This is a genomic window from Afifella sp. H1R (assembly GCF_021462425.1).
GTDB classification, from domain to species: Bacteria; Pseudomonadota; Alphaproteobacteria; order Rhizobiales; family Afifellaceae; genus Afifella; species Afifella aestuarii.
This window is the reverse complement of the sequence record NZ_JAKEDY010000002.1, coordinates 424,328-447,609: the sequence shown is the minus strand read 5'-3', so window position 1 is coordinate 447,609 and position 23,282 is coordinate 424,328. Positions and strand designations below refer to the sequence as shown.

Genomic DNA, 23,282 nt, shown 5'->3' with positions numbered 1-23,282 from the left:
AGAATAAAACATGAGCCTGCGTCACTTCCTCGACCTTGCCGACATTCCGTCCGACACGCTGCGGCTGATCCTTGACGACGGCAAACAGCTGAAGGCTGCCCGCCGCGCCGGTCCCGTTGCCGAGCGGCCGCTCGAAGGCCGCATCCTTGCGATGATCTTCGAGCAGCCCTCGACGCGCACCCGCATTTCTTTCGACGTCGCCATGCGCCAGCTCGGCGGCGACGCCATCCTTCTCACCGGCAAGGAAATGCAGCTCGGCCGCGGTGAGAGCGTGAGCGACACAGCGAAGGTTTTGTCGCGTTATGTCGATGCGATCATGATACGTACGCTCGACCATGACATGGTCGCAGCCCTTGCCGAGCATGCCACGGTTCCCGTCATCAATGGGCTGACGCGCCGCTCGCATCCGTGCCAGCTGATGGCCGACCTGATGACCTTCGAAGAGCACAGGGGCTCCCTCGAAGGCCGCAAATTCGCCTGGCTGGGCGATGCCAACAACGTCATGAATTCGTGGGTTCATGCGGCCGAGCGCTTCGGCTTCAGCCTCGATGTCGCAAGCCCGGCCGAGCTCGGCCCCGACCAGGCGATCCGCGACTGGGCGCAGGAGAATGGCGCGAAGGTGCGTTTTCTCGATGCGCCGGAAGAGGCCGCAGCCGAGGCCGACTGCCTGATCACCGACACCTGGGTTTCGATGGGCGATGACGAAGGGGGGCGGCGTCACAATCTCTTGAAGCCGTACCAGGTGAACGACCGCATGATGGAATATGCCAAGAAAGACGCCATATTTATGCATTGCCTGCCCGCACATCGCGGCGAGGAAGTGACCGCCAGCGTGATCGACGGCCCCCAATCGGTCGTCTTCGATGAAGCGGAAAACCGCTTGCATGCGCAAAAGGCGATCCTTTCCTGGTGTCTTTCGGAGCCTTCGTGAACAAGACGACTGTCACACAGACTGAATCCCGCGCGGACGACCGCGCTCTGCCCTTTCAAGTCGATCCGCTGGACGTGCGTGGCCGCGTCGTCACGCTCGGACCGGCGATCGATGCGATCCTCGCGCGCCACGATCTGCCGAGGCCCGTCAAGGTTCTTCTCGGCGAGGCCGTGGCGCTCGCCTCGCTGCTTGCCACCTCTTTGAAGGATACGGGCCGTTTCATCCTGCAAACGGAAACGGATGGTCCGGTCTCGATGCTCGTCGTCGATATCCGCACCCCGGGCGAGATCCGCGCCACGGCCACGTGCAACCGCGAGCGCGTGGAGGCGGTGACGGTTTCCGGCCGCGCTGCGAGCGGCGATCTCCTCGGCCGCGGCACGCTCGCCATGACCATCGAGCAGGGCAAGACCGGGCGCCGCTACCAGGGTTATGTCCCGTTGGAGAACGAGAGCCTGGAAGACGCGGCGCATTCCTATTTCCGTCAGTCGGAGCAGATCCCGACGCGCGTACGCCTGGCCGTTGCCGAAATCGTCGATCGCGGCAGTGCCGGCGAGGCCCAGCAGGCCTGGCGCGCGGGCGGGCTGATCGCGCAGTTCTTGCCGGAATCGAGCGAGCGCATCAAAGTCCGCGATCTCCATCCGGGCGATACGCCGGACGATGCCGATATGGCCGATCTGCCGCTCGAGGACGACGCCTGGCTGGAAGCCGTCGCGCTCGTCGATACGGTGGAGGACCTCGAACTGATCGACCCGGCCGTTCCGGCCGAACGTCTTCTCGTTCGCCTCTTCCATGAACGTGGCGTGCGCGTCTTCGAGCCGACGGTTCTGCGCGATCATTGCACCTGTTCGCGCGAACGCATCGAGCAGGTGTTGGAGCAGCTTCCCGCCGATGAGCTGGAAGAGGCGGCAGTCGAAGGCGCAGTAGAGGTCCGCTGCGAGTTCTGCGGCAAAGAGTATCGATTCACGCCCGAAGAGCTGAATTCCGGCAAAGCCTGACCGATCGTTTAGTTGTCGGCCACGTCGCCGCATGCCTTACCATTCAGCTGGTGTTCACCTGGAACCTCTAAGGTTTCGGGCTGTCTGATGCCGTTGAATCGCAAAGGATGTTGCTCTGACCGACAAGGCCAAGACGCCGCTCCTGCTGGTCGATTCTCCTGCGCCGAAACAAGGCGCAGGAGAAGGCGAGCTGCAGCCCGCCGCCCGGCCGGCTGAGGAGAAGAGCTCGCAATCTTCAAAGACGCGGCACAACACCGCGCATCCTGTCTGGCGTGGGCTCGTTCAGACCGTGCTCGTTTTCGTGGTGCTTGCCGCCGCGGTCGCTGGCATGCGCTACATGGCCGCCACGGCGCCCGAAGGGCCGAAGCGCCCTCCGAGCGAGCAGGTCTACACGGTCGAAACGCAGACGGTCGCGTTCGGCAGCCATCAGCCGGATTTTGCGGTCTTTGGCACGACCATCGCGGGCAAGACGGTCGAGCTGCGTGCTCTCGTTGCCGGCGAGATCGTATCCATCTCCGATGATGTGGAAGTCGGGCGGCGCGTGACGGCGGGCGACACGCTCGTCACGCTTGATGATTTCCCCTATCGCGGCGCCCTGACAGAGGCCCGCGCCAATCTGCGCGAGGCCGAGGCGACGCTGGCCGAACGGCAGGCGAGTGTGCGCGCCGAAGAGGTTGCGGTGTCGCGCGCCAAAGAGCAGTTGGATCTCGCCCGCACGGATCTCGAACGAGCCCAGCAATTGCGTGCGCGCGGGACCGGAACTCAGCAATCCCTCGATGAACGGCAGCTGATCTTGAGCCAGCGTGCCCAGGCGCTCGAAGAACGGCAGAGCAATCTTGAGGTCGCCCGTGCGCGGTTGGAGCAGCAGCGCGCGGTGAACGATCGGCTGCGCTGGCGCGTCGAAGAGGCAGAGCGAAATCTCGCCGATACGGTCCTGAAAGCCCCCTTCGATGGCGTGGTCATGAGCGAAGCGGCGGGGCTCGGTCGCAAGGTGAGTGCCAGCGACCTTCTCGTGGAGCTCTACCGCGAAGGCTCCGTGGAAGCCCGTTTCGTGGTGAGCGATCGCCAGTTCGGCCGTCTTCTCTCGGATTCTGAAGGTGTCATCGGCCGCGAGGTCGACATCACCTGGACGGTCGGCGGCGAGCCTCTCGTCTATAAGGGCACGATCGATCGTATCGGTGCGGAGGTCGTGGCCGACCGTGGCGGCGTGGAGCTTTTCGCCAACGTCAAAGACGGGCCGGAGGTCGATCTCCGCCCAGGCGCCTTCGTTGAAGTCTCCGTGCCCGACAGAACGTGGCAGGATGCCGTTCGGCTTCCGGAAACGGCGCTCTACGGCGGCAATGCCGTCTTCGTCGTCGAGGATGGGCGCCTTCAACGTCGCGCCGTCGATGTTGCCGCCTATGATGGGGCCGACGTCATCGTCACCTCCGGCCTGTCGGAGGGCGAGACGGTGATGACGACGCAGATCGCCGATGCCCGCGAAGGCATCAAGGTGGCGAAGCCTGGGGAGAACACGCGGATCTCACCGACGATGTCGATGGGGCATGGCTCGTGAGTGCGGTGCCGCCCGCTCCCTCGTCGAGCCCGCGGCGCGATGCCATCCCGATCGTGGAGCTTTTCGCGCGTCACGCCAATGCCGCGAACCTCTTGATGGTGCTGATGATCCTGTTCGGGATCTTCGCCCTTCTCAAGATCAACACGCAGTTCTTTCCCTCGCTCGAAACCGACACGATCTCCATTTCCGTCTCCTGGCCGGGGGCGAGCGCGGAGGACGTAGAATCCAATATTCTGGAAGTGATCGAGCCGGATGTGCGCTTCCTCGACGGCGTCGACGAGATGCGCTCCTATGCCCGCGAGGGGAGCGCCACGATCTCGCTCGAATTCGAAGACGGCGCCGACATGCAGAAGGCCTTGTCGGATGTCGAGGCGGCGGTGGCAGCGATCACCAACCTGCCGGAGGATGCGGAAGAGCCGGAAGTCTCCTTCAGACAATGGCGCGAAGCCGTCGCGAGATTGGCGGTCACCGGCCCTTATTCGGAGACGGCGCTGCGCGCGATCGCCAAGCGAATCCATGACGGGCTGATCGACGCCGGCATCGATTCCGTCACCTATACGGGTTTTCGCGATCGCGAATTGGTGGTGACCGCCGAAGAGGCGGAATTGCGTCGGCTCGGCCTGACCATCGGCGACGTCTCGACGGCAATCGCCGGCAACAGTCGCGACCTGCCGTCGGGAGAACTCGACGCCTCCATGTCGCGTCAGGTGCGTGCGCTCTCCGATGCCAAAGATCCGGCGGCGATCAAGGAGATCGAGGTCAAGGGCTTCGCGTCTGGCGAGAGGATCCGCGTCGGAGATTTCGCCGACGTGAACGAGCGCTTCGACCCGGACGACAAAGAAGGTTTGGCGCGCGGACAGCGAGCGATCGAGCTCTACGTCGAACGCTCCGCCAGCGCCGACACGCTCGCCAGCGCGCGGCTGATGAACGATTATCTGGAGCGTGTGCGGCCGACATTGCCGCCGGATGTCGAGATCCTGAAATACGACGTGAATGCCGATCAGGTGGCCGACCGGATCATGCTTCTGGTCCGTAACGGCCTCCAGGGCCTTATCCTCGTCGTCCTCATCCTGTTCGTCTTTTTGAACGGCAGCATCGCCTTCTGGGTCGCTGCCGGCATCCCCATCGCCATGATGACGACGCTCGGCGTGATGTACGTGACCGGGCAGACGCTCAACATGATGTCGCTCTTCGGGCTGATCATGATGCTGGGCGTCATCGTCGATGATGCGATCGTCGTGGGGGAGCATACGGCCACACGTTCGTCGAGAGGCGATGACGGGCTGACGGCGGCCATCCGCGGGGCTGGCCATATGATGACGCCGGTCTTCGCGGCGAGCCTGACGACGGTCGCAGCCTTTGCGCCACTCTTCCTCGTGCGCGGTGGCATCGGTCAGTTCATCCAGACCCTGCCGCTCGTCGTTATCGCGGTGATCCTCGCAAGTCTCGTCGAGTGCTTTCTGGTTCTGCCCGGCCATCTCGCCCATTCGCTGACGCGGGTGCGCCATTTCGGCTGGTCGATGTGGCGATGGGTGTTTGCCTCGCTGTCGGTTGCGGCCGCCGTCATCCTGGCGCTGCGGCCGGGCACGGGCGAGCTTCTGGAACTGTCCTGGCTTTCCGCCCTCGGTGACTGGTTTTCCGAGCGCCCGTCCTCCTTGCAGCTTCTTTTTACGGTCGCTTTCGCCATGGCCGCCGGTGCCCTCATCGAGGCTCTGGTCGCGATGTTCTCGCATCGCCGCGAACGCAGCACGCACCGCCGCACAGCGCTGCGCCGTGGCCTCGACAACGGCTTCGAATGGGTGCGCAGCGGACCGTTCTTGCGGCTCGTCCGCTTCACCTATCATTGGCGCTACCTGACGGTGGCGCTCGCGGTTGCAAGCTTCATCCTCACGATCGGCCTTCTGCAGGGCGGGCGTGTCGCCTTCGTGTTCTTTCCGTCCCCGGAGGCGGAGACGATCCGAGGCCGCGTGGAATTCAATCCGGGTACGCCGCGCGAAGAGGTCGAGGAGACGGTCAGAAAGCTCGAATCCGCTCTCTGGCGGGCAAGCGACGAACTCTCTCCGGACAAGCCGCTGATCGTCGCCGCCTTCACCACCATCGGTTCGGCGGGGCGCTCGGAAGGCGACAATCTCGCCGAATTCCGGGTGCAGCTCGTCACCTCCGAGGAGCGCGACGTGCGCACGCCGACGATCGTGCGCGCCTGGCAGGAAAAAGCGCCGGACCTTGCCGGCATCAAGCGTTTCGCCGTTTACGAGATGCGCGGTGGGCCGCCGGGACGCGACGTCGATATCCGCTTCCGCGGTGGCAATGCGGCCGATCTGAAGAAGGCCGCCGAAGAGGCGGCAGAGGTTCTCTCAGGCTTTCCGGGTGTTTCCGGCGTGGCCGACGACCTCCCCTACGGCAAGCCCGAACTCGTCATCCGCCTGACGCCGCGGGGCGCTGCTCTCGGCCTGACCAACGAAGACGTCGGCCGCCAGGTGCGCAATGCGCTGGAAGGCGCCATTCCACGCCGCTTCGCCGATGGCGACGAAGAGGTGACGATCCGGGTCAAGCGCAAGTTGGACGGGGAGGGCACGGCCGCCTTGCGCGCTCTGCAATTGCGCACGCCGGCAGGCTTTTACGTGCCTCTTGAGGAAGTGGCGACCTTGAGCGAGCGACAGGGCTTTGCCTCCATCCAGCGTGTCGATGGCAAATCGAGCGTCGCGGTTACCGCCGATGTCGACCTCGCCGTCACCAATCCGGGTGCGGTTCTCGCCTCTCTGCGCCAAACCGGCGCAATCGACCGCATCGCTGCGCGCTATGGCCTCGACACGGGCTTTTCCGGACGCGCGGAGGAGCGGGAGGACGCCTTCGCCGACCTGAAGCTCGGTGCGGTGATCGCTCTCGCCGTTATCTACATTCTTCTCGCCTGGGTCTTCGCCTCCTATCTGCGACCGATCGCGGTGATGCTCATCATTCCCTTCGGCTTCGTCGGCGCGACGCTCGGCCATTTGTTCATGGGTTTCGACCTCACCATCCTGTCGCTCTTCGGTCTGCTTGGACTGGCGGGCATCCTCGTCAACGATTCCATCATTCTCGTGGACCGTCTCGAGGAGCGCTTGCGGGATGGGGACGACCTGGCCGAGGCCGCGATCGGAGCGAGTACGGACCGCCTTCGCGCGGTGCTTCTCACCTCGCTGACGACCATCGCCGGGCTTGCGCCGCTTTTGACGGAGACGAGCCTGCAGGCGCAGTTCCTGCTGCCCATGGCGATCACCATGGTGTTCGGTCTGGGCTTTGCGACCGGGCTCGTGCTTTTCCTCGTGCCGGCCCTGATCGGTATTGGGGGGGATATCTCGCGCCTCTTCCGCTTTGCTGCGGGACGGCGCGTCTCGGCTTTCGCGCGGTCCTGAGACGGCGCGCTCGTTCTTAGTGAAGGAGCGCTTTTTGTCCCGGCAGGTCGAGCGAGAAAGCCGGGATTTCGACGGAGAAGCCGGAGCCGGTCTCGCTCACCATGTCGTAGCTGCCCACCATGATCCCTGAAGGCGTGCTGAGCGGACAACCGCTCGTATAGCGAAAAGTCTCGCCCGGTGGGATTTCGGGCTGCTCGCCCACGACGCCAGGCCCATGAACCTCTTCCGTGCGCCCGAGCGCATCGGTGATCTGCCAGTGCCGCCGCAAAAGCTGCACCCGCTCCTGGCCTTCATTGGTGATTTCGATCGTGTAGGCCCAGAAGAACCGCCCCGCCTCGCGATTGGATTCTTTTTCCAGAAACTCCGGCGCGACGGAGACGGTGATGTTGCGGGTGGTGGCGCGGTACATGGTCGATCCGATTCTCTGCGGCGCTTTTTGCGTGACCCGGTCACACAGCGCAAGCTCTTTGCGTCTCGGCAGCGGACGTCGTTAAGAATTTGTTTACTGCAAACCTCATGCTAAAGTTGTGTCTCTGGCGGGCTTGAAGGGGGGCGAGCTTGCAAGGGGAAAATCCGGGTATCCGCCGCACAGGTGGCGGGTCGCGTCAGCCTGTGTCCGTTCCGCCGAGACGGGTGTTGCCGGCGGTCTCCCGCTCGTCGCGCGCTTCCTCGCTGTTTCCATCTCCTGCCGATTTGCAGCGCCCGGACAGTGCGGCTCTGCCGGCCGATATCGCTTTCCTCGCCGGGCGCGGTCTCACGCCGAGAATGCTCGCTCTTGCGGCACAGCTCGCAAGACAGCGCGGAACCTCGGCCAGTCAGGAATTGATGGCCCTGCCGGGCTTTTCGCGCGCCCTCTACTGGCGGCTTCTTGCCGAGCATCTCGGTCTGCCTTTCATCGCCGAGGGCGATCCGGTGACACTCCTGCCTGAGACCCTGCCGCCGGCTGCGGAAACCATCGCCAGGTCCAGGCGAATGCTCGTTGAAAAGGGCGCCGCGCGCATGCTCGTGCTCGCACCGGAGGGGCCGGCCCGGGTCGAGGAATTGCAGCGCCTTCTGATGCAGCGGCCGGAGATCAAAGAGCGCTTTGCGATCGCCGATCCGGCGACGATCCAGGCGTGTCTTCTGGCGCGCAACGATGCCGGCCTCGCCTATTGCGCCGCGCACCGGCTGGCGCGTGCAAAGCCGCAGCTTTCAGCGCTTCTCTGCAGTTCGCGCAAAGGACGGCTCGCGATCGCTGCGGCGCCGCTCGCCTTGATCGGTCTCATCCTCGTTTCACCCCTACCTTTCGGGCGCATCGTTGCGATCCTCCTGAGTGCCTTCTTCTTTCTTTCGATGCTTCTCAAATCGGCCATTGCCCTCCTGCAGACGACCGAAAGGCCTGTCCGGCCTTTGAGCGATGCGGATTTGCCGAGTTACACGGTCCTTGTGCCGCTCTACCGCGAGGCCGGGATCGTGCCCGATCTCATTTCCCATCTCGATCGCATCGATTATCCCTCCTCGAAGCTGCAATGCCTCCTGTTGATCGAGGCCGACGACGAAGACACGCTTGCCGCCGCGAGGCGTCATGCGTGCCATCCGCGTTACCAGATCGTTGCCGTGCCGCCGCAGGAGCCGCGCACAAAGCCGAAGGCTCTCGTCTACGGGCTGCCGTTCGCGACGGGGCGCCTCGTGGTCGTCTACGATGCGGAGGATCGCCCTGAACCCGATCAGCTTCGAAAGGCGGCCGCCGTCTTTGCGAACGACCCGACGCTTGGGTGCGTGCAGGCGCGGCTCACCATCGACAACACCGAGAACGTCATTTCGAAGCTGTTTGCGCTCGAATATGCGGCCAATTTCGACGTCTTCCTGCCGGCCCTCGCGCATTGGCGCATGCCGCTCCCGCTCGGGGGCACATCCAATCATTTTCCGCTCGCCGTCCTGAAGAGGATCGGTGCCTGGGATCCCTTCAACGTCACCGAGGATGCCGACCTCGGAATCAGGCTCGCCCGCTACCATTATCGCAGCATCACGATCGCCTCGCGCACCTTCGAGGAAGCGCCGGTTTCGCTTTCGCAGTGGATGGGGCAGCGCCGGCGATGGGTGAAGGGTTGGATGCAGTCTCTCCTCATTGCCATGTGGCCGGCGCAGGCGGCTGCCCCAGCTCTGACTGCAAAGGATCGTCTGGCGGTTCTGGCCATTTTGGGGATGGGGGTTGCCGGGCTGCTGGCTTACGGGCCCGCTTGCGTTGTCGGGCTTCTTGCGGCGTTGGCCTTTGGCGGCATGCCGGAGCCGGACGGCCTGCTCTCCTGGAGCCTTTTTGCAGCGAACTTCCTCAATGTGACGGTGCTCGTCCTGTCCTCGGCGACCATGGCCTTCCGCGGCCTGCGATCGGTCGGACGGACGGACCTCGTGCCGATGATTGCGCTTCTTCCGTTTTATTGGATGGCGATGTCGCTCGCCTCCTGGCAGGCGTTCTTCCAGCTGCTGCGCCGCCCGTTTCTGTGGGAGAAGACGGCCCACGGCTTGTCGAGGGCGCGGGGAATGGGGCCCGATACCCAGCGCGGCCCGGCGAGATGGCTCAGCGTTTCACGGTTCAGAGCGTTGTGGCGCCAAAGGACATGGTTCGGAAGCCGACGGCCCGGGTCTGAGCTTTGCGGGACGAGAGGTTGTGCCACCTCCAACCGTCCTTCGCCTGCGCGTCTTTGATGCAAAGGGTGCCGGGCCTCGGGGTGGAAGTCCTGCGGAGCGGTTTCTGCGGCTCCGGTTGAGCCTTAGGCGGCTTGCGGCTAGAAAAGCCGTCCACCCTGGAAGCTGAGCTTCCTTTCCTCCAGACGGCCGCCTTTGTCTCCGGCCAGCATTCTTTGACGGTTTCTGTCGTTCGACTGTGATTTTCGCCAGCGAAATTCGGCCTCAGGCTCTGGCTCGGCGCTTTTGTTCGTGACCCCGCCAAAGTGTGATCTTCACCGATCGAGCCAAAGGCATAGGTTTTGCATTTGCGGCTTTGAACCCATGAGGATTTGAGAACAGGCATGGCACGACTCATCGATTCCAACCACCACGCCTCGCTGAAGGATTATGAGCGCATCGCGCATCTCAGCAACGATGTGCGCGACCTTCGCGACGAAGCTGAAATGCTCCTGCCGAAATTGCAGGGGCGGCGGGTCTGGATGGTCAACTCAACGGCTCATGGGGGCGGCGTTGCAGAGCTTCTGCCGCCGTTGATCACCATGCTGCGCGAACTCGGTGTCGACGCCAACTGGCTTGTCATGGAAAGCGACGAGGACGCGTTTTTCCGCCTGACCAAGCAGATCCACAATCTCATCCATGGCGCGGGCGACCCCGACCTCGGCAACGGCGCCCATGCGCTTTACGAGAAGGTGAGCCACTCGGTGGCGGCCCGTCTCGCCGAATTCGTGAAGCCGAACGACGTTCTCGTCATCCACGATCCGCAGCCGCTCGGAGCCGGCGCGCTTCTGCGCGAGCGCATGGACCTGACTGCGATCTGGCGCTGCCATATCGGCCTCGACGAGGAGACGCCGGAGACCATCGCGGCCTGGGAGTTTCTCGAGCAATGGGCGGTGAAATACGACCACACCGTCTTCACGGCGCCGGAATATATCCCGCGATGTCTCGCCGGACGGGCCAGCATCATCCACCCCTCCATCGATCCTTTGAGCAACAAGAACCGGGATCTGCCGGTGCACAAGCTGGCTGGCATCCTCGCCAATGGCGGTCTGATCACGGCGACCGGCCCGACGCTGACGCCGCCTTTCGAAGAGCGTGCCCAGAGGTTACAGAGCAACGGCGAATGGGCCCCGGCGACCGAGCCTGAAGACCTCGGCCTTCTTTTTCGGCCCATCGTCACGCAGGTGTCCCGCTGGGACCGCCTCAAGGGCTGGCTGCCGTTGATGCAGGGCTTCGTGAAGATGAAAGAAGCCTTGAAGACGAACACGCTGAGCGAGGAGGAGCGCCACCCGCTCGATCTGGCGCGGCTGGTGCTTGCCGGCCCCGATCCGGAATCGGTGACCGACGATCCGGAAGGTCTGGAGGCGCTGCAAGAGGTGATGGACACCTATCTCTCGCTCGATCCCGACCTGCAGGAGGCGATCGCCGTCATCTCCCTGCCGATGACCTCGCCTAAGAACAACGCGTTAATCGTCAACGCGCTGCAGCGCTGCTCCGATATCGTCGTGCAGAATTCGGTTCGGGAAGGCTTTGGCCTGACGGTGACGGAGGCGATGTGGAAGCGCGCGGCAATCGTCGGATCTCCAGCGGCGGGCCTGCGCCAGCAGATCCGTCCGGATCTCGATGGCCGCCTCGTGAAGGACGCCCACGACACCGACGACATCGCCCGCACGCTGACCGAGCTCTTGCTCGACCAGGAGCATCGCGACGCCTTCGGCCTGAGCGCGCAGCAGCGTGTGCATAACGAGTTCCTGGTCTTCGCCCATGTCCGCAACTGGCTGCGCGTGCTGGCGGAGACGCTCGACGGCCGCGCCGCCGCCTGATCGTCGAGCGGCCGATCCGGTGCACCTGATCTTCGTGAAGAGGCCGGATGGTGATTGTATCACCGTCCGCCCCCCACGAGTCTTGCCAAGGCGATGGTACGTCCGCCAGAACGGCCAAGATCGCGGCCGACACGGATGCATCATCCGCCCTCGAGCGGCGCGCTCGGCCACGTCCGTTGTGCAGCTAAAGAAAGTCTCCGTCATTTGAGGGAACGGCCCCCGTCGGGCCCGTGTTGCGCCTGAGACAGACAACGGACAGCCCCGCATCGAGGAGACAGTCTCATGGCAAGATCTGAGCAGGATATGAAACCCGTCGACTTCGCCGACCAGAAGGTGCTGCGCGGCACGGGTGGCGAGGTGCATCAGGTCGCGAATGGCAAGAGAAAGCCGCTGACGACGGCGCAAGGTGCGCCCGTCTCCGACGATCAGAACTCACTGAAAGCCGGGCGCCGCGGGCCGACGCTTCTGGAAGATCAGCACTTCCGTGAGAAGATCTTCCATTTCGATCATGAGCGGATCCCGGAGCGCGTCGTGCATGCCAGAGGCTTCGGGGCGCATGGCTATTTCGAGACCTACGAGAGCCTGTCAGATATCACGGCGGCCGATCTCTTTCAGCGCCCGGGCGAGAAGACGGATGTCTTCGTGCGCTTCTCCACGGTGGCCGGCAACAAAGGCTCGGCCGATCTCGCCCGCGACGTGCGCGGCTTCGCTGTGAAATTCTACACGAAGGAAGGCAACTGGGACATTGTCGGCAACAACATCCCGGTCTTCTTCATTCAGGACGCCATCAAGTTTCCCGACCTCATACATTCCGCCAAGCAGGAGCCGGATCGCGGCTTCCCGCAGGCGCAGACGGCGCACGACAATTTCTGGGACTTCATTTCGCTGACGCCGGAATCGATCAACATGGCCCTGTGGATCATGTCGGATCGCACGATTCCGCGGTCTTTCCGTTTCATGGAAGGTTTCGGTGTCCACACCTTCCGCTTCGTCAATGCCGAGGGCAAATCGACCTTCGTCAAGTTCCACTGGAAGCCGAAGCAGGGCATGCAATCGGTCGTCTGGAATGAGGCGTTGAAGCTGAACGGTGTCGACCCGGACTTCCATCGCCGCGACCTTTGGGACGCGATCAAGATGGGCGACTATCCCGAATGGGAGCTCGGCCTGCAGCTTTTCGATGAGGATTTTGCCGAGAAGTTCGATTTCGACGTCCTCGATGCGACGAAGATCATTCCGGAGGAAGAGGTGCCGGTGAAGCCGGTCGGGCGCATGGTCTTGAACCGCTGCGTCGACAATTTCTTCTCCGAGACCGAGCAGGTCGCCTTCCATACCGGCAATCTCGTGCCGGGCATCGACTTCACCAATGACCCACTCCTGCAGGGACGCAACTTCTCTTATCTCGACACGCAGCTGTCGCGTCTCGGCTCCACCAATTTCACGCATCTGCCGGTGAACGCCCCGCGCTGCCCCTTCCATCACTTCCAGCAGGACGGCCACATGGCGTTCCACAATCCGGTGGGGCGGGCGAACTACGAGCCGAATTCCTGGAGCGGAGAGGAAGGCGGGCCGCGCGAGGACCCGAAGACGGGCTTTGCCTCGCATCCGGAAGCCGTCGAGGGCGAAAAGGGCCGCGTGCGCTCCGAGACTTTCGCCGATCATTACAGCCAGGCCCGGCAATTTTACCTGTCGCAGACCGATGTGGAGAAGGGCCACATCATCTCCGCCTTCACGTTCGAGCTTTCCAAGGTGGAGACGCCTGAAATCCGCGCCCGCATCGTCGCTCATCTGAGGAACGTCGATGAGGAACTGGCGAAGAAGGTGGCGGACGGGCTGCGTCTCAAGAAGATGCCGGAGCCGATCGAAGCGGCCATGCCGACGAAGATGGAGCTTAAGGCTTCGCCCAAGCTCTCAATCATTCTGAACGGCCCGGAGAGCTTTGCCGGCCGCAAGCTCGGCGTGCTCGTCACCGACGGCGTCGACGTCGATCTCGTGAAAGCCCTGAAATCGGCTGTCGAGGCCGAGGGTGCGATGATCGAATTCGTGGCGCCGATGGTGGGCGGCGTCGAAGCCTCCGACGGCACCTGGATCGAGGCCGATGAGAAGATCGATGGCGGCCCTTCCGTCCTTTACGACGCGGTGGCGATCCTGACGTCCGAGGATGCGGTCGCCGCGCTTGCCAAGATGCCGCCGGCGAAGGATTTCGTCTCCGACGCGTTCGTGCATTGCAAGTTCATCGGTTATTCGCAGGCGGCGAAGATGCTGTTCGAGAAGGCGGGAATTGCTTCCGACATGGATGCGGGCTGCGTCGCTCTTTCCGACGCCGGCGACGCGAAGAACTTCGTGAAGAGCCTCGGCAAGCTGCGCGTGTGGGAGCGGGAGCCGAAAGTGAGCGCAGGCTAAAATCGAAGAGGAAAGGTGGAGCGGGCGATCGGGATCGAACCGACGACATTCAGCTTGGGAAGCTGACGTTCTACCACTGAACTACGCCCGCGGCCGGGTCGCAAATTGGCCGCGGCCGGCCCTCCCGTCAAGCAGGATCGGAAGGGCCGCCGCATTTTCTCTGAAGAGGCACGGCACGCCGCTATGGTTGAGACGACCAGAGGCCGCGCGCCGGCCAGCCGCTTATGCGGCGAGTTCGCCTTCGAGCGCCTTTGCAATCAGCGCCCGTGTCTCGCCGATGCCGTAAAGCGCCACGAAGGAGCCGAAGCGCGGTCCCTGGTCCTGGCCGAGAAGCACTTGGTAGAGCGCCTGGAACCAGTCGCGGAGATTGCCGAAATCGTGCGCCTTGCCGACGGCATAGACCTCGTTCTGGATCTCTTCGCCGCTGGCATTGTCCGGCAGCGCCGCAAGACGCTGGTCGAGATCGGCGAGAGCGGCCTTCTCGGTGTCCGTCGGCGCGCGGAAGCTTTTCGTCGGTTTGACGAAATCGTTGTAGTAGCGGATCGCGTAGCCGACGAGTTCGTTAAGTGCCGGATGGCTTTCCGCGCTCGCCCCCGGCGCATAGCGGGAGATGAAGCCCCAAAGCACACGCGCATCTTCGGAATTCGACGCCGAGACGAGGTTGAGAAGCATGGCGAACGAGACCGGCATCTCGACTTCGGGCGGCTTTCCGGAATGGATGTGCCAGACCGGATTGACGATCTTCTGTTCCGGCGCCTGCGCGTCATAAGCGGCAAGATGCGAGAAATATTCATCGACCGCCCGCGGGATGACGTCGAAATAAAGCCGCTTCGCTGAGCGCGGCTTCTGGAACATGTAGAGCGCCAGGCTCTCCGGCGAGGCATAGGCGAGCCACTCGTCGATGGTGAGCCCGTTGCCACGCGACTTTGAGATTTTTTCGCCATTCTCGTCGAGGAAGAGCTCGTAATTGAAGCCCTCGGGCGGGTTGCCGCCGAGCGCGCGGCAGATCTGCGAGGAGAGGCGGACGGAATCGATGAGATCCTTGCCGGCCATCTCGTAATCGACGCCGAGCGCCGTCCAGCGGAGCGCCCAGTCGGCCTTCCACTGGCACTTCACCTGGCCGCCGGTGACGCCCACCGTCACTTCCTCGTTCGTCTCCGGATCGAGATAGGTGATGGTGCCGGCCTCAGGATCGCGCGCGATTGTCGGCACCTGCAGGACGATGCCGGTCCGCGGGCAGATCGGCAGAAAGGGCGAATAGGTGGCGCGCCGCTCCTCGCCCAGCGTCGGCAGAATGATCGCCCGCACTTTCTCGTAGACGGCGAGCATCTTGAGAAGCGTCTCGTCGAAGCGGCCGCTCTTGTAATAATCCGTCGCCGAGGCGAATTCGTACTCGAAGCCGAATGTGTCGAGAAAGGCGCGCAGCCGCGCATTGTTCGCCCGTCCGAAGCTGCCGTGCTCGGAGCCGAACGGATCCGGCACCTCCGTCAGTGGCTTGCCGAGATGCGCCTCCATCATCTCCCGGTTCGGCACGTTCTCCGGCACTTTGCGGAGGCCGTCCATGTCGTCAGAGAAGCAGAGGAGGCGGGTCGGCACGCTGTCTTTCGTCAGGACGCGGAAGGCGTGGCGCACCATCGTCGTGCGCGCCACCTCACCAAAGGTGCCGATATGCGGCAGGCCGGAGGGGCCGTAGCCGGTCTCAAACAGGATTTCGCGTTTGTCTCCGCCACGTTTCTCCAGCCGATCGATCAGCTTGCGCGCTTCCTCGAAAGGCCAGGCCTTCGAGACTTGTGCGGCGGCGAGCCATTCTTCGGGCAGAGATTGGGCAGACATTTTTCATCCTGGTGGTTGAGCGATTGTGGGCGATGCCGGGTCGTCATGAGCCGGTGCCGCAATCTGGGAGCGCAGCTCTAGCGCAAGGAAAGCGTGCCGTCGAGGCGCAGGCCAGCTTGCGAAGGGGCGTGGGCGAACATAGCTACGCGGCAGTATCAGCCGGCCAAGGAGCCCAGAATGCCGCAAACGGTTTCCACCCAGGATGCCCTCGTCTACGCCATGGTCACGGTCTCGGCCGTGGACGGCCATATGGCGGATCCCGAACTCATGACGATCGGCAATCTGACGCGCTCTCTGCCGGTCTTTTCAGGCTTCGACAGCGACCGTCTGCCGGATGTGTCGCGCACCGCGGCCGAAATCCTCGCCGGGGCGGACGGGCTCGAAAACATGCTGTCGCTGCTTGAAGACGCGGTGCCTGAGAAGCTCTACGACACGCTTTACGCCATGGTGGTCGAAGTGGCGGTGGCCGATCTCGATCTGCCGCAGGAGGAGTTGCGCTTTCTCAGCCTGCTGCGCGACCGGCTCGCTATCGACAAATTGACGGCGGCGGCCCTGGAGCGTTCGGCCACGGCCCGCTACCGTCGCGTTTAAGGCCGCGAAGCGGCCAGGGCCATCGGACGAGGCGTGATGAGTTTCGGATTTCTCTTTTCCGAAGCCGGCATTCGGCTTCTCGCCTTCTTCGGCATTTTCGGCGCGATGGCGGCATTTGAGCTCGCTTATCCGCGTCGTAGAGCGCATCCGCTCAAGAGCCGGCGCTGGGTGACGAACCTTGCGGTCCTTCTCGTCGATGTCGCGGTCCTGCGGGTGATCTTTCCGATGGCGGCGGTCGGCGCCGCCATCTTTGCTGAAGCGCAGGGTTTTGGGCTGTTTAGAACGCTCGGCCTCGATCCGATTTTCGCCGGCGTCCTTGCGTTCATTCTGCTCGATTTCACCGTCTGGGCGGAGCATGTCGCTTTTCACAAGATCCCGATCCTGTGGCGCGTCCACCGCGTGCACCACGCCGACGTCGATGTCGACGTGACGACGGCGCTGCGCTTTCATCCGATCGAGATCCTCATCTCCATGTGCTTGAAGGCGGCCTTCGTCGTCATCATCGGTGCGCCGGTCCTGTCGGTTCTTCTCTTCGAGATCGTTCTGAATGGCGCGGCGATGTTCAATCATTCGAACGTCCGCCTGCCCGACCGCGTCGACCGGGCGCTGCGCGTCCTGATCGTGACGCCGGACATGCACCGCATCCACCACTCGGTGGAGCGGCGCGAAACCGACAGCAATTACGGCTTCAACTTTTCCGTTTGGGACCGGCTCTTCCGCGTCTATACGCAGGATCCCGAGGCCGGGCAGGTGGGCATGCGTCTGGGCCTCAAGCCGCACCAGGATGGCGCGCCGGCGCGCTTCCTCTGGTCGCTTCTCTATCCCTTCCGGCGCGGCGCCTGAGGCACCGGCTCAGAACAGACCGACGGGAAAATAACGCAGATAGAGTTCGGCATAGGTGCCGTTGCGATAGGTCTCGCGCAGGGCGTAATCGAGGGCGCTCTTGAGCTCGTGCTCTTGCGGCCGCACGGCGATCTGCAGCCCGTCGCCGAAATAGGCATCGTTGAGATAAGGCCCACCCGCGAAGCGGCAGCAATCTTTTGATCCTGCGCCGTGCAGCCAGAAAGCGAGACTGAGCGCATCCCCAAAGACGGCGGTCAGACGCTTTTCCTGCAAGGACTGCAGAGCGGCGGCCGGGTTCTGGTAGCAGGCGACACGCGCCTTCGGGAAATAATCCTCCAGAAAGGCCTGATGTGCGCTGTGGCAGACGACTCCGACGAAGCCGTCACTGTCGCTGTCGGGTTCGAACTCCGTCTCCTTCAGAGTGACGAAACGTGCCGGTATCTTGAGATAGGGGCGTGTGGCGAGAAGCGGATCCTCGCCTTCCGGATCGGGCGAAAGCCCCGCCATGATGGCGTCGCCCTCCTTGTCCCGAAGCGCCGTCTCCAGCGTCTCATACGGGCGCGATTGCACCGCGCATTGGACCTCGAGCGCCTCGCACATGGCCCGGATCAGGTCGATGTCGAAGCCGACCAGGTCTCCGTGCCGGTCGCGAAACGAGAACGGCGCGAAATCGTCCGTGACGAGAAAGCGGATCGCGCCGACCGCATCCATATTGGGCCGCTCGATGCGGGATCGCGGATCCCAGAAATTAGGGATCACCGGATCTTCGGCCTTCGCCGCGCCGGCCGCGGCGACGAAGAGGATCGCGAGAAAGAGGAAAAGTCTCGGCAAGACGGCGCGCCAATCACGAGGTCGTTTGCAATCGTTCATAGTGTCTTGCTGACAGGACCGCTAGAGGAGCGAGCGTCAGCGAACGAGACCGCGAGGAGGCGGGAGATGCTCGACGGGCTTATTCGCAAGCAGATTGAACCCGGGTTGAACTCTCTCGGCCGGATGCTCGCCGGCCGCGGTGTCACCGCCGATCAGGTGACGTTGGCAGGGTTCGGTCTCGCCCTGCTCTCAGCTGGTGCAATCGTCGTCGAGGCCTATGCACTCGCCTTCGTTCTCATTCTCTTGGGCCGCCTTGCCGACGGGCTCGACGGCGCCGTGGCACGTGCGACTGCGCTCAGCGATCGCGGCGGCTTTCTCGACATCACGCTCGATTTTGCCTTTTACGGCCTCGTCCCCGCCGCCTTCGCGCTCGCCGATCCGGACGCCAACGCACTTGCGGCCGCGATCCTGCTTCTCGCCTTTTACGTCAACGGCGCGAGCTTTCTTGCCTTCGCCGTGATGGCGGAAAAGAAGAAAATCACGACCGACCAGCGCGGTGTGAAGTCGCTCTACTTCACGACGGGTCTCATGGAAGGCGCGGAGACGGTGATCTTCTTCCTCGCCTTCTGCCTGTTTCCCGCGGCTTTTCCGCCTCTCGCCTACCTGTTTGCGGCGCTTTGCGCCGTGACGACGACCTCGCGCATTCTGCTCGGTTGGCGCACCTTCTGATGCGAGAGCCGTTCAGAGCGCCGCGTCGAGCGCCTGGGCCACGTCTTCTGCGAGGTCTTCGGGATCTTCGAGGCCGACGGAAAAGCGCAGCATACCCTCGGTGATCCCGAGCTCGCGCCGTACCTCTTCCGCGACGTTCTGGTGCGTCGTCGTCGCCGGGTGGGTGATGAGGCTCTTGGCATCGCCGAGATTGTTGGAGAGGCTGACGATCTGCAGTGCGTTGGCGAGCCGGAAGGCCGCGTCCTTGCCGCCCTTCATGTCGATGGCGATCATCGTGCCGCCGCCGCGCATCTGCCGGCGGGCAAGCTCGGCCTGCGGGTGGTCCGGATGGCCGGGATAAAGAACACGGGCAACGGCCGCATGCGCGCCGATGATCTCGGCGAGTTTTGCTGCCGTTTCCGCCTGGCGCCGCACGCGCAGTTCCAGCGTTTCGAGCGATTTCAGAAGCACCCAGGCATTGAACGGGCTGAGCGCCGGGCCGGTATGCTTGACGAAGGGCAGGAGCTTTTCCTCCACCCATTCGGCATTCGACAGAACCACGCCGCCGAGGCAGCGGCCCTGGCCGTCGATATGCTTGGTGGCGGAATAGACGACAGTATGGGCGCCGAGTTCGAGCGGCTTCTGGAAGATCGGCGTCGCGAAGACATTGTCGACGACGAGACGGGCACCGACGCTGCGGCCGATTTCTGCAACGGCGGCGATATCGACGAGCTCCATCGTCGGATTGGCAGGGCTTTCGAGGAACAGCGCCTTCGTCTTGGGCGTGACTGCCGCCTGCCATTCATCGAGGTTGGAGCCGTCGACGAGCGTGGACGTGACGCCGAAACGCGGCAGAAGCTGCGACACGATGTAAAGACAGGAGCCGAAGAGCGCGCGCGAGGCGACCACGTGGTCGCCGGCTTCGATGTCGGCGAGGAGTGCCGCCGTCACTGCGGCCATGCCGGAGGCCGTTGCCTTCGCCGCTTCCGCGCCCTCCAGAAGCGCCATGCGCTCCTCGAACATCGCAACCGTCGGGTTCGCATAGCGCGAATAGACGTAACCCGGATCGTCGCCGTTGAAGCGCGCTTCGGCGGCTTCCGCGCTCGGATAGACGAAACCCTGCGTGAGGAAGAGTGCCTCGGAGGTTTCAGAAAACTGAGATCTTGTGGTGCCGCCATGCACGAGCTGCGTGGCGGGGCGAAGAGACTTTTTGTCTGTCACGGCGCATTCCTGCCTTCAAGCAAACGAAAACCCGGCCGGGCCGCCGCCAGACCGGGTCGAATGCGCCCCGACCTTTTAGCGAGTTGTTTTACGTGGCTGCAAGCCGGCCGGCCAAATCACCACGAAGTCCTCGGGCCGATTACTCTTCGACTTGGTCGGCGTCAATGCTGCACTTGAGGAAAGACTGCGATGCTGGAATGCGTCGGGCGGCAGCAAAAGGCGCGACCACGGTGAAGAGGGGGCGGAAACTGCCGACTTGGCGTGGCCCTTGGCTTCGGCTAACCGAGGGGCATGAACGCAAAAGAAAACAGCGACGGCATTTTGCCCGACAGCGCGATTGAGGCGATGATCGCGGCAGGCGAAATCGATCTCGCCACGCCGCCCGATGCCCGACAGGTGCAGCCGGCGAGCCTTGATCTCCGCCTCGGCGAGACGGCCTATCGTGTGCGCGCGAGCTTCCTGCCCGGGCGCGATTGCGCGGTGGAGAAAAAACTCGACCGCTTCAAGCTGCACGCCTTCGACATCACCGGCGGTGCCGTTCTTGAAACAGGCTGCGTCTATATCGTGCCGTTGCTGGAATCCCTGGCCTTGCCGCAAGAGGTCGCCGCGAGCGCCAATCCGAAAAGCTCGACCGGCCGGCTCGACGTCTTCACGCGGGTGATCGCCGACAATGGCGACGCGTTCGACCAGATCCCGGCGGGCTACCGCGGACCGCTTTATCTGGAGATCTCGCCGCGCACCTTCCCGGTTCTCGTCCGCACCGGCTCGCGTTTGGCACAGATCCGCTTCCGCCGCGGCCATGCGCGCCTTTCTGACGAAGAGCTTGGCACGCTGCAGACGACGTCCTTCGTGTCGAGCGATCCGCGCTTTTTCGAAGGTCTCGTTCTCTCCGTCGATCTCGCCGGCGGCGAGGATGGCCTCATCGGCTATCGCGGCAAGCGACACACCGGCGTCATCGATGTCGACCGTCCGGACGCCTATGAGGTTGCCGATTTCTGGGAGCCCTTGCGGCCGAGCGACAAGGCGGGCCTGATCCTCGATCCCGATCAGTTCTATATCCTGGCCTCGCGCGAAGCCGTGCATGTGCCCGCCGAGACGGCGGCGGAGATGGTGCCTTTCGATCCGCTCGTCGGCGAATTCCGTGTGCATTACGCGGGGTTTTTCGATCCGGGCTTCGGCGACGATACGGCAGGCGGCCGCGGCAGCCGGGCGGTGCTGGAAGTGAGGAGTCGGGAGGTGCCGTTCATCCTGGAACACGGGCAGACGGTTGGCCGTCTCGTCTATGAGCGCATGGCGGCGCTGCCCAAGGCGCTTTATGGCGCTGGGCTCGGTTCAAATTACCAGGGCCAGGCGCTCAAGCTCTCCAAGCATTTTCGCGTCTGAGGCGCGCCTGTCGGGCCGACGCCCGGTCAAAGAGGTGAGCTTGAGGGGAGGTCGGAGGAGAATGGTGCAGTCTCCTCTGCGTCGGGTGTGAAGCCTGGTCTTTGCGTGCTCCACTGGCCCCGCTTCTCGCGTTTCGCCGCCTTTTCCGCGACTTGATAGCGGGCCGCGGTGGCTTTCGCCCAGCCTTGGCTCACCAGCCATTCGCCGAGATCGATATCGCCGAGCCGGCATGACGTCGTCTCCGGCAGCGTCTCCGTGCCCGCCGGAATCGTGCAGTCGATGGCGCGCGCCCGGATGAGGCGCCGCAGCGCCGAGCGTCCCATCATGCCGCACGGCCAGACCGGCTTGCCGCAGCTCGCATCGGGCGCGAGCGGCTCGATCCCCGCGAGCCTGACGCTGTGTTCGCCGCTTTCGATCTTGCCGAGGCCGGCAACGACGGGGCGGAAGAGACGCTCGGTTCTTTCCGTCGGCGCAGTCTTCTGCTTCCCCTGCTCCTCCGGCTCGTCTTCGCGGGCGCGTACGGGTTCCGGTGGCTCCACGCGCAGGAGCGGCCCGCTCACCTTGGGACCAAGTGTCATGCCGCGCGGAGTGACATTGCGCGTCGCGGGCTCGACCTCTTGTGGGAGCGCCGGCGGCGGTGCCGCTTGCGGTGCGGCTGGTGATCCCTCGTTGCCCTCGTCGGGGGCGGGCGAGGGAAGCGCAAAAAGCCCGAAAACGAGCCCGACGACGAGAAGGAGGCTGATGAGGGTCAGGGCGCGCATCTGGGGCGGCCGAATTTTATTGGCTCGCCCAGATGATGCGTGCGATCCACTCGATCTCGGTCCGCGGCACCACCCGGTCGGGGTGCTCCGGATTGAGCGAATGCAATTCGACGGCGTCCGTCGTCTGCCGTTGCAGGGTCTTGGCCATCACCTCGCCCTCCGTCGTCTTCACCACGACCCGGTCCCCCGGCCGCAATTGCGAGGTCGGGGAGACGATGATGACATCGCCGTTGCGGTAAAGCGGCAGCATGGAATCGCCGCTGACTTCGAGCGCATAGGAGCCTTCGCTGTCGGCTACCGGCAGGTCGATCTCGTCCCATCCCTGGCCGACGGGAAAACCACCATCGTCGAAGAAGCCTCCCGCACCGGCCTGGGCAAGGCCGAGAAGCGGCACCTGCGCCGGGGCCGGCAAGCGTACGTCAACGGCCCGGCCGCCATAGCGCGTGCGCGTCTCTACGAGGCCGACGAATTCCTCGAGCGAGGCTCCGGTCGCCGTCAGAATTTTGGCGATGGATTCTGTCGAGGGCCAGCGGGGCCGGCCATCGGCACTGCATCTCTTGGAACGGTTGAAGGCGGTCGGGTCGAGGCCAGCCTTGCGCGCCAGCCCGGACACAGTGAGACCGTGGCGGCTGGCGAGCGCATCGATGGCGCCCCAAACAGTAGCGTGTGTCCAGACCATGATCGTGGGGCGCTCCCGCCCTGCGCGTGATTAAGGAATATAGTCCTTAATAGGGCAGGAGCACAACTGTGCCGGTGGCCGGCACGACCGATTTTCTTGCGTTGCGTGCTTTTCTCCAGGCGGTAAAGCGTTTTCACCCAGCCTTGACACGCTCTCGCAGGGTGCGCTGTGCGGCCAGGAAGGCGGCGACGTTCTCGTCGGGCTCCGGCGGCTCGGCCGTAATCCCGAGGATTTGGAACATTTCCTCCGGTGGCACGAAGCGCTTGCCCTTGCGATCATAGATGCCGCCCCAGGTCAGTGCCTGGGCGGCAACCTGCCCTTCGCCCTTTTCGCCGAGCACGAAACGGTGCTCGCCGACGACGCTCGTTCCCTCCCAGGTGACGATGCGCGAGGTGAGCTGAAAGCGCTGCCACATACGGATTTCGCGCCGGAAGACGATGTTGACGCCGCCGAGCATCGGTGCCCAGCCGCGTTTCATCGCCTCGTCCCACAGGCCAAAGCGGCGGAAGAGATCGAAGCGGCCGATATCGGCCAGCATCAGATAGCGACCGTTGGTGATATGGAGATTGGTGTCGCAATCCCACGGCCAGGTGAGAAACGACAATTCCGAGACCCCGAACGGAACGGGAAGAGGGGCCTTCGTTCCCGAAAGCCCCAACTTCAGAAGTCTACCCCAGACATACATCAGCTAGA

The 23,282-nt window shown here is 63.8% G+C and carries 18 protein-coding genes, 1 tRNA gene and 1 riboswitch; of the genes, 11 read left to right on the top strand and 8 right to left on the bottom strand.

Annotation, left to right across the window (positions count from 1 at the left end; translation table 11 throughout):
- Nucleotides 1-10: 10 nt before the first annotated feature.
- The 4 genes from argF to L0F51_RS20200 all read left to right on the top strand — a co-directional run bounded on the left by argF (nt 11) and on the right by L0F51_RS20200 (nt 6,873).
- A complete protein-coding gene (argF, locus tag L0F51_RS13640; RefSeq protein ID WP_234629752.1) occupies nt 11-931 on the top strand; it encodes an ornithine carbamoyltransferase in 921 nt (306 codons plus the stop codon).
- Nucleotides 928-1,926, top strand: coding sequence for an Hsp33 family molecular chaperone (locus L0F51_RS13635; protein WP_128292095.1), 999 nt, complete (start codon nt 928-930; stop codon nt 1,924-1,926). The genes argF and L0F51_RS13635 overlap by 4 nt, the downstream gene beginning before the upstream one ends.
- A gap of 289 nt (nt 1,927-2,215) precedes the next feature.
- Nucleotides 2,216-3,481, top strand: coding sequence for an efflux RND transporter periplasmic adaptor subunit (locus L0F51_RS13630; protein ID WP_234629751.1), 1,266 nt, complete (start codon nt 2,216-2,218; stop codon nt 3,479-3,481).
- Entirely contained in the window at nt 3,478-6,873 is a 3,396-nt protein-coding gene (locus tag L0F51_RS20200) for an efflux RND transporter permease subunit (RefSeq protein ID WP_234629750.1), read from the top strand. The genes L0F51_RS13630 and L0F51_RS20200 overlap by 4 nt, the downstream gene beginning before the upstream one ends.
- 16 nt (nt 6,874-6,889) lie before the next feature.
- On the opposite strand, the gene apaG is transcribed toward L0F51_RS20200, so the two are convergent.
- Nucleotides 6,890-7,282, bottom strand: a complete 393-nt coding sequence (gene apaG / locus L0F51_RS13620; RefSeq protein WP_128293230.1) for a Co2+/Mg2+ efflux protein ApaG — start codon at nt 7,280-7,282, stop codon at nt 6,890-6,892.
- A 227-nt stretch (nt 7,283-7,509) separates the two neighbouring features.
- Between apaG and L0F51_RS13615 the strand changes: the two genes are divergently transcribed.
- From L0F51_RS13615 to L0F51_RS13605, 3 genes are all read left to right on the top strand, one after another.
- A complete protein-coding gene (locus tag L0F51_RS13615) occupies nt 7,510-9,558 on the top strand; it encodes a glycosyltransferase (protein WP_234629749.1) in 2,049 nt (682 codons plus the stop codon).
- A 323-nt stretch (nt 9,559-9,881) separates the two neighbouring features.
- Entirely contained in the window at nt 9,882-11,360 is a 1,479-nt protein-coding gene (locus tag L0F51_RS13610; RefSeq protein WP_234629748.1) for a glycosyltransferase, read from the top strand.
- Between the two features lie 282 nt (nt 11,361-11,642).
- Nucleotides 11,643-13,760, top strand: a complete 2,118-nt coding sequence (locus tag L0F51_RS13605) for a catalase (RefSeq protein ID WP_234629747.1) — start codon at nt 11,643-11,645, stop codon at nt 13,758-13,760.
- Nucleotides 13,761-13,776: 16 nt separating this feature from the next.
- Here the strand turns inward: L0F51_RS13605 and L0F51_RS13600 are convergent.
- Nucleotides 13,777-13,851 (bottom strand) — tRNA-Gly (locus tag L0F51_RS13600).
- Nucleotides 13,852-13,982: 131 nt separating this feature from the next.
- On the bottom strand, nt 13,983-15,593 hold the full coding sequence (locus tag L0F51_RS13595) for a lysine--tRNA ligase (protein ID WP_234629746.1): 1,611 nt from the start codon (nt 15,591-15,593) through the stop codon (nt 13,983-13,985).
- Between the two features lie 177 nt (nt 15,594-15,770).
- On the opposite strand from L0F51_RS13595, the gene L0F51_RS13590 reads away from it, so the two are divergent.
- Both L0F51_RS13590 and L0F51_RS13585 read left to right on the top strand, forming a co-directional pair.
- A complete protein-coding gene (locus L0F51_RS13590) occupies nt 15,771-16,184 on the top strand; it encodes a tellurite resistance TerB family protein (protein WP_234629745.1) in 414 nt (137 codons plus the stop codon).
- Between the two features lie 33 nt (nt 16,185-16,217).
- Nucleotides 16,218-17,027, top strand: coding sequence for a sterol desaturase family protein (locus L0F51_RS13585; RefSeq protein WP_370642408.1), 810 nt, complete (start codon nt 16,218-16,220; stop codon nt 17,025-17,027).
- A gap of 9 nt (nt 17,028-17,036) precedes the next feature.
- On the opposite strand, the gene L0F51_RS13580 is transcribed toward L0F51_RS13585, so the two are convergent.
- Nucleotides 17,037-17,858 (bottom strand): transporter substrate-binding domain-containing protein, encoded by an 822-nt coding sequence (locus L0F51_RS13580; protein ID WP_234629743.1) that lies wholly within the window; start codon nt 17,856-17,858, stop codon nt 17,037-17,039.
- Between the two features lie 105 nt (nt 17,859-17,963).
- Here L0F51_RS13580 and L0F51_RS13575 point away from each other — a divergent pair, with 105 nt between their 5' ends.
- A complete protein-coding gene (locus tag L0F51_RS13575; protein WP_234629742.1) occupies nt 17,964-18,566 on the top strand; it encodes a CDP-alcohol phosphatidyltransferase family protein in 603 nt (200 codons plus the stop codon).
- A 12-nt stretch (nt 18,567-18,578) separates the two neighbouring features.
- Here the strand turns inward: L0F51_RS13575 and L0F51_RS13570 are convergent, their stop codons facing one another.
- Complete coding sequence (locus L0F51_RS13570) at nt 18,579-19,766, bottom strand: O-succinylhomoserine sulfhydrylase (RefSeq protein WP_234629741.1); 1,188 nt, start codon at nt 19,764-19,766, stop codon at nt 18,579-18,581.
- Between the two features lie 55 nt (nt 19,767-19,821).
- Nucleotides 19,822-19,899, bottom strand: a riboswitch (SAM riboswitch).
- A 158-nt stretch (nt 19,900-20,057) separates the two neighbouring features.
- Here L0F51_RS13570 and L0F51_RS13565 point away from each other — a divergent pair.
- On the top strand, nt 20,058-21,149 hold the full coding sequence (locus tag L0F51_RS13565; RefSeq protein WP_234629740.1) for a 2'-deoxycytidine 5'-triphosphate deaminase: 1,092 nt from the start codon (nt 20,058-20,060) through the stop codon (nt 21,147-21,149).
- A gap of 26 nt (nt 21,150-21,175) precedes the next feature.
- Here the strand turns inward: L0F51_RS13565 and L0F51_RS13560 are convergent, their stop codons facing one another.
- From L0F51_RS13560 to L0F51_RS13550, 3 genes are all read right to left on the bottom strand, one after another.
- Nucleotides 21,176-21,910, bottom strand: coding sequence for a thermonuclease family protein (locus L0F51_RS13560; protein WP_234629739.1), 735 nt, complete (start codon nt 21,908-21,910; stop codon nt 21,176-21,178).
- A gap of 16 nt (nt 21,911-21,926) precedes the next feature.
- Complete coding sequence (locus L0F51_RS13555; RefSeq protein ID WP_234629738.1) at nt 21,927-22,589, bottom strand: helix-turn-helix transcriptional regulator; 663 nt, start codon at nt 22,587-22,589, stop codon at nt 21,927-21,929.
- A gap of 133 nt (nt 22,590-22,722) precedes the next feature.
- Complete coding sequence (locus tag L0F51_RS13550) at nt 22,723-23,193, bottom strand: thioesterase family protein (protein WP_234629737.1); 471 nt, start codon at nt 23,191-23,193, stop codon at nt 22,723-22,725.
- Between the last annotated feature and the right edge of the window lie 89 nt (nt 23,194-23,282).

What these genes read in the sequence shown, in the direction of transcription:
- argF (WP_234629752.1), top strand. Translation starts at nt 11, where the DNA reads ATGAGCCTGCGTCACTTCCTCGACCTTGCCGACATTCCGTCCGACACG.
- apaG (WP_128293230.1), bottom strand. Translation starts at nt 7,282, where the DNA reads ATGTACCGCGCCACCACCCGCAACATCACCGTCTCCGTCGCGCCGGAG.
- L0F51_RS13610 (WP_234629748.1), top strand. Translation starts at nt 9,882, where the DNA reads ATGGCACGACTCATCGATTCCAACCACCACGCCTCGCTGAAGGATTAT.
- L0F51_RS13605 (WP_234629747.1), top strand. Translation starts at nt 11,643, where the DNA reads ATGGCAAGATCTGAGCAGGATATGAAACCCGTCGACTTCGCCGACCAG.
- L0F51_RS13595 (WP_234629746.1), bottom strand. Translation starts at nt 15,593, where the DNA reads ATGTCTGCCCAATCTCTGCCCGAAGAATGGCTCGCCGCCGCACAAGTC.
- L0F51_RS13590 (WP_234629745.1), top strand. Translation starts at nt 15,771, where the DNA reads ATGCCGCAAACGGTTTCCACCCAGGATGCCCTCGTCTACGCCATGGTC.
- L0F51_RS13575 (WP_234629742.1), top strand. Translation starts at nt 17,964, where the DNA reads ATGCTCGACGGGCTTATTCGCAAGCAGATTGAACCCGGGTTGAACTCT.
- L0F51_RS13565 (WP_234629740.1), top strand. Translation starts at nt 20,058, where the DNA reads ATGAACGCAAAAGAAAACAGCGACGGCATTTTGCCCGACAGCGCGATT.
- L0F51_RS13560 (WP_234629739.1), bottom strand. Translation starts at nt 21,910, where the DNA reads ATGCGCGCCCTGACCCTCATCAGCCTCCTTCTCGTCGTCGGGCTCGTT.
- L0F51_RS13555 (WP_234629738.1), bottom strand. Translation starts at nt 22,589, where the DNA reads ATGGTCTGGACACACGCTACTGTTTGGGGCGCCATCGATGCGCTCGCC.